Source organism: Mesorhizobium sp. M0676 (assembly GCF_040320535.1).
GTDB lineage: Bacteria > Pseudomonadota > Alphaproteobacteria > Rhizobiales > Rhizobiaceae > Mesorhizobium.
In genome coordinates this window covers 238373-251383 of record NZ_JAMYPU010000005.1, presented here as the reverse complement: position 1 = coordinate 251383, position 13011 = coordinate 238373, and the positions used below count along the sequence as shown (strand labels likewise).

At 62.4% G+C, this 13011-nt stretch carries 14 protein-coding genes and 1 tRNA gene; 9 read left to right on the top strand and 6 right to left on the bottom strand.

Translation table 11 applies throughout. The features are described 5' to 3' along the window. Positions 1–5: 5 nt before the first annotated feature. The 4 genes from NKI35_RS07960 to NKI35_RS07945 are packed head-to-tail and all read right to left on the bottom strand — an operon-like array spanning position 6 to position 4438. The gene (locus tag NKI35_RS07960; RefSeq protein WP_352739393.1) at positions 6–782 is read right to left on the bottom strand and encodes an enoyl-CoA hydratase/isomerase family protein; all 777 of its coding nucleotides are present in this window, start codon (positions 780–782) and stop codon (positions 6–8) included. Further along, a complete protein-coding gene (locus NKI35_RS07955; RefSeq protein ID WP_352739391.1) occupies positions 775–2376 on the bottom strand; it encodes an acyl CoA:acetate/3-ketoacid CoA transferase in 1602 nt (533 codons plus the stop codon). The genes NKI35_RS07960 and NKI35_RS07955 overlap by 8 nt, the downstream gene beginning before the upstream one ends. Continuing rightward, a complete protein-coding gene (locus NKI35_RS07950) occupies positions 2373–3383 on the bottom strand; it encodes a Gfo/Idh/MocA family protein (protein ID WP_352739389.1) in 1011 nt (336 codons plus the stop codon). The genes NKI35_RS07955 and NKI35_RS07950 overlap by 4 nt, the downstream gene beginning before the upstream one ends. Continuing rightward, positions 3380–4438: a LacI family DNA-binding transcriptional regulator gene (locus NKI35_RS07945; protein ID WP_023740951.1), complete on the bottom strand. Its 1059-nt coding sequence runs from the start codon at positions 4436–4438 to the stop codon at positions 3380–3382. The genes NKI35_RS07950 and NKI35_RS07945 overlap by 4 nt, the downstream gene beginning before the upstream one ends. 229 nt (positions 4439–4667) lie before the next feature. Between NKI35_RS07945 and NKI35_RS07940 the strand changes: the two genes are divergently transcribed. From NKI35_RS07940 to NKI35_RS07910, 7 genes are all read left to right on the top strand, one after another. Then, on the top strand, positions 4668–5822 hold the full coding sequence (locus tag NKI35_RS07940) for a dihydrodipicolinate synthase family protein (protein ID WP_352594573.1): 1155 nt from the start codon (positions 4668–4670) through the stop codon (positions 5820–5822). Positions 5823–5926: 104 nt separating this feature from the next. Further along, the gene (gmd, locus tag NKI35_RS07935; protein ID WP_023740953.1) at positions 5927–6997 is read left to right on the top strand and encodes a GDP-mannose 4,6-dehydratase; all 1071 of its coding nucleotides are present in this window, start codon (positions 5927–5929) and stop codon (positions 6995–6997) included. 9 nt (positions 6998–7006) lie between these two features. After that, a complete protein-coding gene (gene fcl / locus NKI35_RS07930; RefSeq protein WP_352544464.1) occupies positions 7007–7975 on the top strand; it encodes a GDP-L-fucose synthase in 969 nt (322 codons plus the stop codon). A gap of 81 nt (positions 7976–8056) precedes the next feature. Beyond that, the gene (locus NKI35_RS07925) at positions 8057–8263 is read left to right on the top strand and encodes a hypothetical protein (RefSeq protein WP_352594578.1); all 207 of its coding nucleotides are present in this window, start codon (positions 8057–8059) and stop codon (positions 8261–8263) included. 406 nt (positions 8264–8669) lie between these two features. Continuing rightward, positions 8670–9134, top strand: a complete 465-nt coding sequence (locus tag NKI35_RS07920) for an Hsp20 family protein (protein WP_023671192.1) — start codon at positions 8670–8672, stop codon at positions 9132–9134. 64 nt (positions 9135–9198) lie between these two features. Further along, positions 9199–9621, top strand: coding sequence for a DUF982 domain-containing protein (locus NKI35_RS07915; RefSeq protein WP_348625649.1), 423 nt, complete (start codon positions 9199–9201; stop codon positions 9619–9621). Positions 9622–9736: 115 nt separating this feature from the next. After that, positions 9737–10024, top strand: a complete 288-nt coding sequence (locus tag NKI35_RS07910) for a DUF982 domain-containing protein (protein WP_245260022.1) — start codon at positions 9737–9739, stop codon at positions 10022–10024. Between the two features lie 207 nt (positions 10025–10231). Here the strand turns inward: NKI35_RS07910 and NKI35_RS07905 are convergent. Further along, a tRNA-Val gene (locus NKI35_RS07905) sits at positions 10232–10306 on the bottom strand. 115 nt (positions 10307–10421) lie between these two features. Further along, a complete protein-coding gene (gene cpdR / locus NKI35_RS07900) occupies positions 10422–10784 on the bottom strand; it encodes a cell cycle two-component system response regulator CpdR (RefSeq protein WP_023671195.1) in 363 nt (120 codons plus the stop codon). A gap of 164 nt (positions 10785–10948) precedes the next feature. On the opposite strand from cpdR, the gene NKI35_RS07895 reads away from it, so the two are divergent. Both NKI35_RS07895 and hisN read left to right on the top strand, forming a co-directional pair. Further along, positions 10949–11890 (top strand): N-formylglutamate amidohydrolase, encoded by a 942-nt coding sequence (locus tag NKI35_RS07895; protein ID WP_023710935.1) that lies wholly within the window; start codon positions 10949–10951, stop codon positions 11888–11890. A gap of 336 nt (positions 11891–12226) precedes the next feature. After that, a complete protein-coding gene (gene hisN / locus NKI35_RS07890; protein WP_023671197.1) occupies positions 12227–13000 on the top strand; it encodes a histidinol-phosphatase in 774 nt (257 codons plus the stop codon). Positions 13001–13011: the final 11 nt, after the last annotated feature.

Here is a 13011-nt window from a genome sequence, read left to right as displayed (position 1 = left end):
TTTCTCTAGGATCTCGAAAAGGCCGGCTTCTGCTTGGCCTTGAAGGCGCTCACGCCGGCTTTGAGGTCGCCGGTCAGCGCAATGAAGCCGCTGGCGAGCGCCTCGGTGGCGGCCGCACTTTCCTCGCCTTCGGCGACTGCGATCATCAGCTTGGCGGCTTCCGTTGCGAGCGGCCCGCGCCCGGCGATCTTTTCTCCCCACGCCTTCGCCTCGGCCAGCGCCTGGCCGGTCTCGACCACACGATCGACAATGCCGAGGGCGAGCGCGTCGGGGGCGGCAAAGACCTCGCCGCCGAGCGCCATGCGGCGCACGATCTGCGCACCGAAGCGGCGCACGGCGCGCTGCGTGCCGGACCAGCCGGGGACGACGCCGATCGATGTCTCGGGAAAGCCGAGCTTCACCTGTGTTTCGGCGACACGGAAGTCGCAGGCGACCGCCAGTTCCAGCCCGCCACCCAGCGCATGGCCGGAAAGCACCGCGATGGTCGGCTGCCGCAGCCGCGCCAGTCGGTCGAAGACGCGGTGGCCGTAGCGCACCCATTGCACCTGAAAGTCGGCAGCGCTCATCTCGCCCCAGGCCTCGACATCGCCGCCGGCGCAAAAGCCTTTGCCTTCGCCGCGGATCAGCACGACGCGCACGCCTTCAGCCATTTCGGCCTCGTCGAGCGTTGCCTCGAGCGCGCGCAGCATCGGAATGTCCAACGCATTGAACTTTTCCGCCCGGCGCAGCGTGACGATGCCGATGGCGCCGTCCTGTTCGAAGGTGACGAGGCGCTCAGCCATGCGCGCCTCCGAGCGAAGCGCCGCCATTGAGCGACAGGCCGATCGGCCGATCCTGGTACAGCGCCGCCGGTGTCACCTTGAGGTCGTTGGCGACGCCGAGCGGTGTTTCGGACTGAGCCAACACATCGCGCTCGAGGTCGACGCCCGGCGCAAGTTCCGTCACCATCAGGCCGTCCGGCGTCAGCTTCATCACGCAACGCTCGGTGACGTAGGTGATGTCCTGGCCTTGAGCGACGGCGCGCTTGCCGGAGAAGGAGATGTGTTCGACCTCGTTGACGACCTTCTTGACCTTGCCTTCCGCGTCGATGCGGATGCCGCCATCGGCGAGCGAAAGCTTGGCGCCGGCGTTGAAGAAGCCGGAGAAGACGATCTTCTTCGCCCGCGCGGTAATGTCGACGAAGCCGCCGGCCCCGGCTGTGACATGAGGCCGTGCCGACAGCTTCGACACGTTAACCGAGCCATGGCGGTCGATCTGCAGGAAGGACAACAGCGAGGCATCGAAGCCGCCGGCCTGGAAATAGATGAACTGGTGCGGCGAGGGCATGATCGCCTCGGCATTGGAAGCGCAGCCGAACTTGAAGTCGAGCAGCGGCACGCCGCCGACGGCGCCCTGCTCGATCACCCAGGTGACTTTGCCGTGCTGGCCTTCCTCGAGAAGGATACGCGGCACGTTGGCCGAGATGCCGAAGCCGATGTTGACCGCCATGCCGTCGCGCAATTCCATGGCGACGCGGCGCGCGATTACTTTCTGGACGTTCATGTCGGCGTTGCGGAAGCTGGACAACGGCCGGAAGATCTCGCCCGAAATCGCCGGGTCGTAAGGAGTCAGCGTCGTCTGCAACTGGTCCGGCGCCACCACGATGTGGTCGACCAGGACGCCGGGCACGCGCACGTCATGCGGCTTCAGCGTGCCGTTCTCGACGACCCGCTTGACCTGCGCAATGACGATGCCGCCATTGTTGCGCGCGGCGAGCGCCTGTTCGAGGCCGCCCAAATAGGCGCCTTCATGCTCGTAAGTGAGGTTGCCGCGCTCGTCGGCGGTGGTGGCGCGGATGATCGAAACGTTGGGCACGATCGAGCGGAAATAGAGCCATTCCTCGCCGTCGAACTGCTGCACCGAGACGATCGGCTCGCTTGCAGCCTCATTCATGGCGCAGCCCTGGTGGCGCGGGTCGGCAAAAGTGTCGAGGCCGACCTTGGTCAGCACGCCCGGCCGCTTGGCGGCAGCTTCGCGGTGCATGTCGAACAGGATGCCGGAGGGCACGTTGTAGGCGGCGACCGAATTGTCGCCGATCATCTTCCATATCTGCGGCGGCTCGGACGAGGAGGGGCCTGAGGGATAGGAGCCGCAGAGCGTGCGCTTCAACAAGCCGGGCTTGGCCAGATGGTCGATGCCCTTGATGCCATACATGTCGCCGGCGGCGATGGGGTGCAGCGTGGTGATGTCTTTGGGATGGCCTTCGGCGTCGAAGCGCTCGCCGATGGCGGCCAGCACGGCATCCGGGCAGCCGAGGCCGCTCGACGACGAGACGGAGACGGTCATGCCGTCCTTGATCAGGCTTGCTGCTTCAGCGGCGGAGACGAGCTTGCTCACGCGACACCTTTCGGATCGATAGTGACGGCCTTGCCGGATTTTGCCGACTGCAACGCTGCTTCGGCCGACGCCAGGGACCAGACGCCGTCCTCGCCGGTTGCGGAGGGCTGGCCCGCGCCGCTGATAGCGGCATGGAACTGGCGCAGCGACCTGACGTAGAGGTCTTCGCGGTCGAAGCTCAGTTCCTCCTCGCCCTTGGCGGTGCGTAGCAGCACCGAACCGACCGGCTTCTGCGTCATCACATTTTTAGCGATCAGCGAGCCTTCGGAACCATGCACCTCGAAGCCGGTATCGGCGAACTTCGTGGTGAAGCCTTCATGCGACTGGGCAATCAAACCGGACCTGAAGCGCCAGATGCACATGGCACCGTCTTCCAGCCCGCTGCCGGCCAGGCCGGCCGACTGGGTGAAGGCCGAAATCTCGATCGGGTCGTCGCCGAGCACGAAGCGCAGCGTGTCGGCATCATGCACGGTGATGTCGAGCACCACGCCGCCGCCGGCCTCAGGCTTGGTAATGCGCCAGCCCTGCAGGTTTTCCGGCAAATAGACGGAATGGAAGACGCGCGCGGCAATCGGCTTGCCGATATGGCCGGCTGATATGGCGTCGCGCATGGCGCGGTGGGCGCCGGCATTGCGCAGATGATGATTGGTGCCAAGCACGACACCGGCTTCCTTGGCGGCGGCGACCATTGTGCGCGCATCAGTGCTGTTCAGCGCCAGCGGCTTTTCGCACAGAACATGCTTTCCCGCCTTGATCGCAGCCAATGCCTGTTCGAGATGCAGTTCATTGGTGGTCGAGATGTAGACGGCGTCGATTTCGGCGCCGAGCAAATCGTCCAGCGTCGAGACGGCAAGCGGAATATTCTGTTCCGCGGCATAAGTCTTGGCGCGCTGCGGACTGGAGCTCATCACCGCCGCGATCTCGCCACCCTCTTGCGCGCGGATGGCGTTGATCATGAACTGTTTGGCGATCGTGCTGGCGCCGATCAGTCCCCATTTGACGCTCATGCCGCGTCTCCCATTCCTGCTGATGTGTCCTGGGCGCCGCGATCGGGACCGCAGCTGTCCCTGACGACCAGATTGACGGCGCCGATATGGTCCTCGGCATGCGTGATGCGCGACTGGATCATCTTCAGCATGACGTGGGCGGCGCGTTCGCCGAGGCCGGGTGTGTCCACCGAGACGCTGGTCAGCGCCGGCATATAATGCTCGGCCTCGACCACGTCGTCGAAGCCGACGACGGCGAAATCCGCGCCGGGCTCCAGCCCGCGCTTGCGCAGCGCCAGCATGACGCCGAAGGCGACGGCGTCGTTGAAGCACAGCGCCGCCGTCGGCGGCTCGGCCATGGCAAGGGCGGTTTCCAGGCAGGCGATGCCGCCCCTGCGGCTGGTCTCGCCTTCGACGACAAGCACGTCGCGTCTGGCCATGCCCAATGTCTCGCAAGCTTCACGAAAACCGCCCAGGCGCTCCTGATAGACGACTAGGTCGGAGGTGCCGCCGAAGAAGGCCAGCCGGCGATGGCCCTTGCCGATCAGATGGGCGGCGGCGAGATACGCGCCGCGATGATTGTCAGGCGCGATCACCGGGATGCGGCTGTCCGGCAGGCGGCGCATGGCGAAGACGACCGGCACGCCCGCCATCTCGAGGCGACGGAAGGCGCCCGGCGTGGTGCCGCGCGCCGGTGACACGATCAGGCCTGCGACGCCCTGTTCCATCAGCGACTTCAGCACTTCTTCCTGGCGCACCGGGTTCTCCGCGGTGTTGGCGATGAAGGGCACGATGCCGGCTGACTGGAAGACGCGCTCCATGCCGACCGCCAGTTCGGCGAAAAAGGGGTTGGTGAGATCGTTGATGACCATGCCGATGACGTTGGAATGGGCTTTGCGCAGATTGGCGGCGCCGCGGTTGTAGACATAGCCGACATCCTCGATCGCCTTGCGAACCTTGACCGCGGTTTCAGGCCGGATCAGCCCTGAGCCTTGCAGCACAAGCGACACCGTCGATTTGGACACACCAGCCTCGCGGGCGATGTCCAGGATCGTTGCCTTGGCCCGGCTGGCCATGTCGGTGGTTTCCTCCGCTTAAATGGGCAAATCTATTGGAACGTTCTAATCACTCTGCCAACCGAGAGTCAATCGGGATTCTTGCGGAGATCGAAAAGGTGATGAATGTGGTTCCTAGCAAGGACTCTTGGCCTTCTTCGGCATTTGGACCGGTTCAATCGCCGCAATCATAAAGGTTCTTGATTTATTGGAACGTTCCATTTATAGGATGCCGAAAACGGAGGTTGCCATGGATATCACCCTGCCTACGCAGAATGGCGGCCGCGTCAGCTACAAGCTCGCGGGCAGTCCGGTCGAGCCCGTAATCGGTGCGGTTTTCCCGCGCATCGCATATGCCGCCGCCCATGTCGTCGCCGATCCTTTCGCGATGACCGACCCCTGGTCGAAGCCTGCGGTCGATTGGGACAAGACGATGGCGTTTCGGCATCATTTGTGGCGGCTTGGCTTCCGCATCGCCGAGGCGATGGACACCTCCCAGCGCGGCATGGGTTTCGACTGGGCGAATGCGCAGGAATTGATCCGCCGCTCGATCGCCGAGGCGCGCAGCGTCGAAGGCGCAGACCTCGCCTCGGGCGCGGGCACCGATCATCTGGCGCCGGCTGCTGCCAGAACGCTCGACGATGTGATCGCCGCCTATGAGGAGCAGTTCACCTTCATCGAAGGCGAGGGCGGCAACGCGATCATGATGGCCAGCCGGGCGCTGGCGGCGGTCGCAAAAGATCCGGACGACTATATCAGGGTCTACGATCGCATCCTCAGCCAGGCATCCGGCAAGGTCATCCTGCACTGGCTGGGCGACATGTTCGATCCGGCGTTGCAGGGATATTGGGGCAGCGGCAATTTCGAGGCCGCGCTCGACACCGTCGTCGCCATCATCGAGCGCCATGCCGGCAAGGTCGAGGGGATAAAGATTTCCCTGCTCGATGCCGGCAAGGAAGTTGCCTTGCGCAACCGGTTGCCGGAAGGCGTCGTCATGTTCACCGGCGACGATTTCAACTATCCCGAACTGATTGCCGGCGACGGGAAGCGGCACTCGCACGCCTTGCTCGGCATATTCGACGCCATCGCGCCGGTCGCCAGTGCGGCGCTCGCGAAACTGGCTGACGGCGACCGCGCCGGCTTTGACGCGCTGATGGCGCCGACAGTGCCGTTGTCGCGCAAGATCTTCGAGGCGCCGACGGAGTATTACAAGGCCGGCATCGTCTTCATTGCCTGGCTCAACGGCCATCAGGACCATTTCGCCATGGTCGGCGGCATGCAGTCGGCGCGCGGCATCCTGCACTATGCCGACATCTTCCGCCTTGCCGACCAGGCAGGGTTGCTCGCCGATCCCGAGCTTGCACTGGCCAGGATGAAGCATTTCTGCGCGGTTGCAGGTGCCTGAGAACGACACAATCGCTGGCTGAAACCTGTCCCCCGTATGGGGGATTTGCGTTCTCGCGCCAAATCTGTATTCGGTTGCCGGGATTGGATGCGGACGGAGCGGCAATGACGGAAAAAGTGGCGCTCATCACCGGGGTTACCGGGCAGGACGGGGCCTATCTCGCAGAATTGCTTCTGCAGAAGGGCTATATTGTCCATGGCGTCAAACGCCGCTCGTCCTCGTTCAACACCAAGCGCGTTGACGACATCTATGTCGATCCGCACGAGCGCGGTGCGCGTTTCTTCCTGCATTATGGCGACCTGACCGACGCGACCAACCTTATTCGCCTGGTGCAGGAGACACAGCCCGGTGAGATCTACAATCTCGGCGCCCAGAGCCATGTCCAGGTGAGTTTCGAGACGCCGGAATACACCGGCAATGCCGATGCGCTGGGAACACTCAGGCTGCTCGAGGCGATCCGCATCCTGCGCCTGGAGAAGTCGGTGCGCTTCTATCAGGCATCGACGTCGGAGCTTTACGGCAAGGCGCGCGAGGTCCCGCAAAGCGAGGCGACGCCCTTCCATCCGCGCTCGCCCTATGCCGCGGCCAAGCTTTACGCCTACTGGATCACGGTCAACTACCGCGAGGCTTACGGCATGTTCGCCGCCAACGGAATCCTGTTCAACCACGAAAGCCCGACACGCGGCGAAACCTTCGTCACCCGCAAGATCACGCGGGCCGTCGCCTCGATCCATCACGGCCTGCAGGACACGCTCTATCTCGGCAATCTCGACGCCAAGCGTGATTGGGGCCATGCGCGCGACTATGTGGAGGGCATGTGGCGCATTCTGCAGCACAGCGAAGCCGACGATTTCGTGCTGGCGACCGGCGAGGCGCATTCGGTGCGCGAATTCGTCGAGCTGGCGTTTGCCGAGACCGGCCGCACCATCCGCTGGCAAGGCGAGGGTGTCGATGAAGTCGGTGTCGATGCCGGTTCGGGCACTGTCCTGGTGCGCATCGATCCGCGCTATTTCCGGCCGACCGAGGTCGACCTGCTGCTCGGCGACCCCGCCAAGGCCAAAGCCAGGCTGGGGTGGTCGCACACGACCGGCTTCAGGGATCTGGTGGCGGAAATGGTGCAGGCCGATCTGGCGCGCACCGCCGGCGGCACGCGGCAGAACAGCCGTTCTGCGTGAGGCAGGTTCATGGATGCGACCTTTGATCTGAAAGGCAAGCGTGTCTTCGTCGCCGGGCATCGCGGCATGGTCGGTTCGGCCGTCGTGCGCCGGCTGGCGAGCGAGGACTGCGAGATACTCACCGTATCGCGCGACAGGCTCGACCTGCTCGACCAGGCAGGGGTGCGGCGCTGGATGGCCGAGCACAGGCCGGATGCGGTGGTGATGGCGGCCGCCAAAGTCGGCGGTATCCTGGCCAATGACCGGTTCCCTGTCGATTTCCTGCAGCAAAACCTGGTTATGCAGGGCAATGTCATTGACGGCGCCTTTCGCAGCGAGGTCGGCAAGCTTTTGTTTCTCGGCTCGTCCTGCATCTATCCAAAGCTCGCGCCGCAGCCGATCAGGGAAGACGCGCTGCTGACCGGTCCGCTCGAACCCACCAATGAATGGTATGCGATCGCCAAGATCGCCGGGCTCAAACTGTGCCAAGCCTATCGGCGCCAGCATGGCGTCGACTACATCTCGGCGATGCCGGCCAACCTTTACGGTCCTGGCGACAATTTCGATCTCCAGTCCAGCCATGTCGTGCCGGCCCTGATGCGAAAGGCGCATGCGCTGGCGCTGAGCGGCGGCAACAGCCTCGAGGTCTGGGGCTCGGGCACGCCACGGCGTGAATTCCTGCATGTCGACGACGCCGCCGATGCCTTGGTCTGGCTGTTGAAGAATTATGCCGGCGACAGCCACGTCAATGTCGGTTCGGGCGAGGATGTCACCATTGCCGAGCTTGCCCAGACCGTCGCATCGGTCGCCGGCGTCGAGGCTGATATCGCCTTCGATACGACCAAGCCAGATGGCACGCCGCGCAAGTTGATGGATGTTTCGCGACTGTTTGCAACGGGATGGCGCCCGCGCTACGCACTTCGCGGTGGATTGGAACAGACGTATGCGTGGTTTCTCAACCATGTTGAGAAGGGTGATGTCCGCCTCGGCGCGGCCTGATTCCAATTTTCCTTGAACCATTTCGCTGCCGCCCGCGACCAAGCGGTGTGTAGCAAACACGGTCCATCAAGGAGAACGTCAATGTTTATCACTTCAAGAAACGCATTTCTCGCCGCCATCGCGGTTTCGGTGCTGGCAGGGTGTCAGACGGCACCGCCGAGGGAATGCGAGAAGACCAAGCCCGGTATCACCTACAACGGCAAATGCTGCGGCATCGGCACCCCGTGCCGTGAAGGCAGCAACGCCCCTCATGACAAGCCCGACAGGCCCGATCCGCGGCCGCAATGATCCGCGAGCCTGAAACGTCCCGGCACGTGCCGGGACGTTTCGCCCTCCGACAGGGTGGATTTACGGATCGGAAGGCCGCTACCCGGTTCCTTGCTGGCCGGCATTTGAGTACGAAACGGGACGGCGGGGCAGTAGACGATGCGGTCGCGCAGATCGCGCGAAAACTTCCCGCCGGATCTGTACTTCAAGGGGCTGTTCGACTGTTCGAAGGGAAGGTCCTGGAGAAACTCAGATTTCGCTTTCCGTCGATGGGAGGATGCTACTAAAAAAAATTCGAGATGCTCTTGAACTCATTTGGGGCGCCTCCTAATTCGATTTCCGCCAAGGCCATAAGGCTCGGCAAAAAATGGCGGCGCCGCACGGGGCGGCGTCCTTGTACCCATGTTGCTTCAAGGAGGATGTGGCTATGAGAACCTTTGATACCCTCTATCGGACCACCGTCGGTTTCGACCGGCTTTTCGACATGCTCGACAGCGGCACGCGTCCAGACTGGCCGCCCTATAACATCGAGAAGGTCGACGAGAACGATTACCGTATCTCGATGGCCATCGCAGGCTTCAGCCAGGATGAGGTTGAGCTGACCCAGCATGGACCCGAACTGGTCGTGGTAGGCCAGAAGGCTGATGATCAGAGCGGACGCCAGCTGCTGCACCAGGGCATCGCCTATCGCAGTTTCAGGCAGACGTTCAAGCTTGCCGACCACATGAAGATCAAGGCAGCCAAACTGGAGAATGGCCTCCTCTCGATCGACATCGTCCGTGAGATTCCCGAAGAGCTGAAACCGCGCCGCATTAGCATCGGCGTCGGCGACACGCCAACGGCCGCCACTCAGATCACGCAAGACACGGACCGCGCGCGTAAAGCCGCGTAATCCTGTCGATCTGTCACACTTTGAACTGCGGGTCCGCCTCCCGGTTCCGGCCGGGAGGCTGTGATTGCGGAGAAACGAAGATGATCACTGCAGGACGTACTGGCGCGCCTCTGTCGCGCGCCTGCAGTTGGCCTGGACCGCGCAAACCATGAAACTCAATGGTTCGTTCAATTTGGAGGATCATATGAACGATCGGATGTTTGACAGCGCCGTTTTCGTGAAAAGCGGCGACAACCTTGTTCAGGAAATCACGTGTCTCGAGGACGCTCTGGAGTTCCTCTATGAATGGCCGAAGGACAGGCGCGGCCCCATTCACCAAACCGCATTGCGGGCCTGCCAGCGAGCTTTCGATAGCGATTATCCGCTTTCCGCAGCCAGAGAAGCGTTCAGCGGTTTTGCGAAAGCAGCCAGAATCCTTGAGGAAGTATCCACGACAATGCCGTGGATGATGGGCAGAGGTGGCGAAGGCGGAGGAGTGACTGCCTAAAGCGCGTCGCGCTGAAACCGATTCATGCGACACGCTTTAAGTCTTTGTTTTGATGCATGTCGTTGTCCCAGAACCGCGGCATACTTCTGGGTGACATGCATTAGGAAAGGAGGTCATGATGCTATCGAAACCTTTTGAAAAGCCAGTCCGGGTGTGGGTGGGATTGGGCTTTCCCCGCCAACTCAACACGGTCGCGGATGCTTATCAATTCGCAGCCGAATGGTGTGGCAACAGCCCGGAGCAGAGAGCTGCTATTCGCGCTTGCAAAGCCGCTCTGATTGGTGATGTGGAACCCGAGACAGCACGAGGCGTCTTCGTCGCGTTCGCTCGCAAGAAGGATATTCTTATGGAGGACGGCATCGAGCCTGCGCCTTCAAGGACGCTAAGTCCGCACCACGTCTAAAGCGCGTCGCGTTTGAACGGACTCAGGCGACGCGCTTTAGGTCTTTGTTTTTATGCATGTCGTCGTCTCAAAACCGGGGCCACTTTTGAGCGCCATGCATTAGAATGTCCACAAACACGAGGCGGCTGCCACAAGCGGTGGCCGCCTTACCGGCTAAGTTGTCGAAGGGGTGCGCCAAAAACGGGCTTGGCTAAGTTATTGAAAGGATGGTGGGCGTGACAGGGATTGAACCTGTGACCCCTGCAATGTCAATGCAGTGCTCTCCCGCTGAGCTACACGCCCATCCGAAGCCGCGCATACACCATTTTTGGTCCAGCGCGTCAATAGCCGGAAAAGGGAAAGAAAGGCTCGTTTTGCCGCGCCGCCGACGAAGCGGCGAGATCACACTGTGCGCGCTTCAGGCGGCCTGAAGCATTTTTTCGACCTCATTGACGAGATCGCGCAGGTGGAAGGGCTTGGACAGCACCTTGGCGTCTTTCGGCGCCTTGGAATCGGGGTTGAGCGCGACGGCCGCGAAACCGGTGATGAACATCACCTTGAGGTCGGGATCGATCTCGGTGGCGCGGCGGGCGAGTTCGATGCCGTCCATCTCCGGCATGACGATATCGGTCAGCAGCAGGGAGAAAGGTTCTTCGCGCAGCCGCTCGTAGGCGCTGGCGCCATTGTCGAAATCGCTGACGTGATAGCCGGCCCGCTCCAGTGCCTTGACCAGGAACCGGCGCATGTCGTCGTCGTCTTCCGCCAGCAGAATGCGTGCCATCTTGTCCCGTCCGAATCACCCCAGCCGAGCCTGCCGTCCGGCAAGCCCGTTAACCATCCTGTATATGAGGAGCTGACGGTAAACATCAAGTGAACGTTGGCTGCATTAATCCTGATTTGACGGGGTTCCTGACATGCCGAAATGCTGGACATGCGGCCGATGAGGTGGCAGTTTCCCATCATGATGCATTGCTGTTTCCGGGTTCGTTCAAATTGACGACGGCAGCCGAAGATTTTTCGGTCGTTCCACCCTTCGAAATCCGATCGGGCGCCGAGCAGCGCGTTCCCTTCGTCTTCAACTCACCGCATAGCGGCCGCTATTATCCAGACCGCTTCCTGGCCATGGCGCGGCTCGACCGGAACGCCATCCGCCGCTCCGAGGACTGCTATGTCGACGAGCTGTTCGGCGGCGCGGTGGCGCTGGGCGCGCCGATACTGGCGGCGAATTTTCCGCGCGCCTACCTCGACGTCAACCGCGAGCCCTGGGAACTCGACCCGCGCATGTTCGCCGAGCCGGTGCCGTCCTTCTGCAACATCCGCTCGGCGCGCGTTGCCGGCGGGCTCGGCACCGTGCCCAAGCTGGTGGGTGAGGGGCTCGACATCTATTCCGGCCGTCTGCCGCTGGCGGAGGCCGTCCAGCGCATAGAGGCGGTCTACAAACCCTATCACGAGACGCTGAAGCGGCTTTTGACCAGAACCCATGCCAGGTTCGGCTATGCCGTGCTGATCGACTGCCATTCGATGCCGGCGAGCATCAGGGTGGGCGACAGCGGCCTGCGGCCGGATTTCATCGTCGGCGACCGTTTCGGCATCTCGGCCACGGCGGCCCTGACCGAAACGGCGATCGGCCTGCTCATCGGCATGGGCTACACCGTCGCCCACAACAAACCCTATGCAGGCGGTTTCATCACCGAGCATTACGGCCGGCCGGCGCGCCACCTGCATGCGCTGCAGATCGAGGTCAATCGCGGCCTCTACATGAATGAGCGGACGTTCCAGAAATCGGCCGGCTTCGATGCGCTGGCCGACGATATGGCGCGCTTTTCGGCCGACCTGATGGCGATGCCCGACCACCACTTCGTCGACCTGCCACTGGCCGCCGAATGACGCCGGAGCGGCGGCTGTTCATGCAATCCCGCGCTGGCCATCCCGCAGCGTAAAAAAAGACCGCATCGTTTGCACGACACGGTCGAAGTCTAGGGAGGAAACGCCCAAGGAGGGCATGGACAGGAAAACCTGTCCGAGAACAAATTTATTGTGCGATGCACAAATGTCAATCGATCCCACGCTTTTTTAATTCACTCTGATGTGAAAATGCGTTTCGATGGTCCCGATGTGTGACATTTCGGCAACGCTGATGTCTCTGATAAATCGATAAACCGGCTTGTTTTGGCGGGAAAGTGCCGCCAGACCGGTTGGCACTCTGCAATGCGGGAGAATCACGTGGACATCAGCATCGATTTCATGCGCCGGATCGCGCAAGCGGCGGCGGCTGAAACCCTGCCGCGTTTCCGCGCACAGGGCGCGGTGGCCAACAAGGAAAAAGGCAGTTTCGACCCGGTCACCGAGGCCGACCGCGAGGCCGAGCGCGCCATCCGGGCGCTGATCTCGGCTGAGTATCCCGATCACGGTATCCTCGGCGAAGAACATGGCAGCGAAAACATCTCCTCAAGGCATGTCTGGGTGATCGATCCGATCGATGGCACCCGCGCCTTCATCTCAGGCTTGCCGGTGTGGGGAACGCTGGTCGGATTGACGGTCGACGGTGACGCCGTCGCCGGCATGATGGCGCAGCCCTTCACCGGCGAGCTGTTCTACGCCAACGCTTCCGGCTCCCACTACGAAGGCCCCGGCGGGCCGCGGAAGCTGTCGACCCGCAAGAGGACGAAGCTTGACGAGGCGACCTTGTTCACCACCACGCCGGCGCTTTTCAAGGGCGAGGCGCGCACCCGCTACGACGCGTTCGAGAAACAGATCCAGCTCGCCCGCTACGGCGCCGATTGCTACGCCTTTGCCATGATTGCCTCGGGCAGCGTCGACATCGTCGCCGATCCCGGATTGAAACCCTACGACATCGTGGCGCTGATCCCGATCATCGAAAAGGCCGGCGGCGTCGTCACCACATTCGAGGGCGGTCCGGCGGAAAAGGGCGGCGACATCCTGGCCGCCGCAACGCCGGAGCTTCACGCGGCTGCAATGGCAGCCTTGCGCGGCTGATAGTCGACCCG

What these genes read in the sequence shown, in the direction of transcription:
- NKI35_RS07960 (WP_352739393.1), bottom strand. Translation starts at nt 782, where the DNA reads ATGGCTGAGCGCCTCGTCACCTTCGAACAGGACGGCGCCATCGGCATC.
- NKI35_RS07950 (WP_352739389.1), bottom strand. Translation starts at nt 3,383, where the DNA reads ATGAGCGTCAAATGGGGACTGATCGGCGCCAGCACGATCGCCAAACAG.
- NKI35_RS07945 (WP_023740951.1), bottom strand. Translation starts at nt 4,438, where the DNA reads ATGGCCAGCCGGGCCAAGGCAACGATCCTGGACATCGCCCGCGAGGCT.
- NKI35_RS07940 (WP_352594573.1), top strand. Translation starts at nt 4,668, where the DNA reads ATGGATATCACCCTGCCTACGCAGAATGGCGGCCGCGTCAGCTACAAG.
- gmd (WP_023740953.1), top strand. Translation starts at nt 5,927, where the DNA reads ATGACGGAAAAAGTGGCGCTCATCACCGGGGTTACCGGGCAGGACGGG.
- fcl (WP_352544464.1), top strand. Translation starts at nt 7,007, where the DNA reads ATGGATGCGACCTTTGATCTGAAAGGCAAGCGTGTCTTCGTCGCCGGG.
- NKI35_RS07925 (WP_352594578.1), top strand. Translation starts at nt 8,057, where the DNA reads ATGTTTATCACTTCAAGAAACGCATTTCTCGCCGCCATCGCGGTTTCG.
- NKI35_RS07920 (WP_023671192.1), top strand. Translation starts at nt 8,670, where the DNA reads ATGAGAACCTTTGATACCCTCTATCGGACCACCGTCGGTTTCGACCGG.
- NKI35_RS07910 (WP_245260022.1), top strand. Translation starts at nt 9,737, where the DNA reads ATGATGCTATCGAAACCTTTTGAAAAGCCAGTCCGGGTGTGGGTGGGA.
- cpdR (WP_023671195.1), bottom strand. Translation starts at nt 10,784, where the DNA reads ATGGCACGCATTCTGCTGGCGGAAGACGACGACGACATGCGCCGGTTC.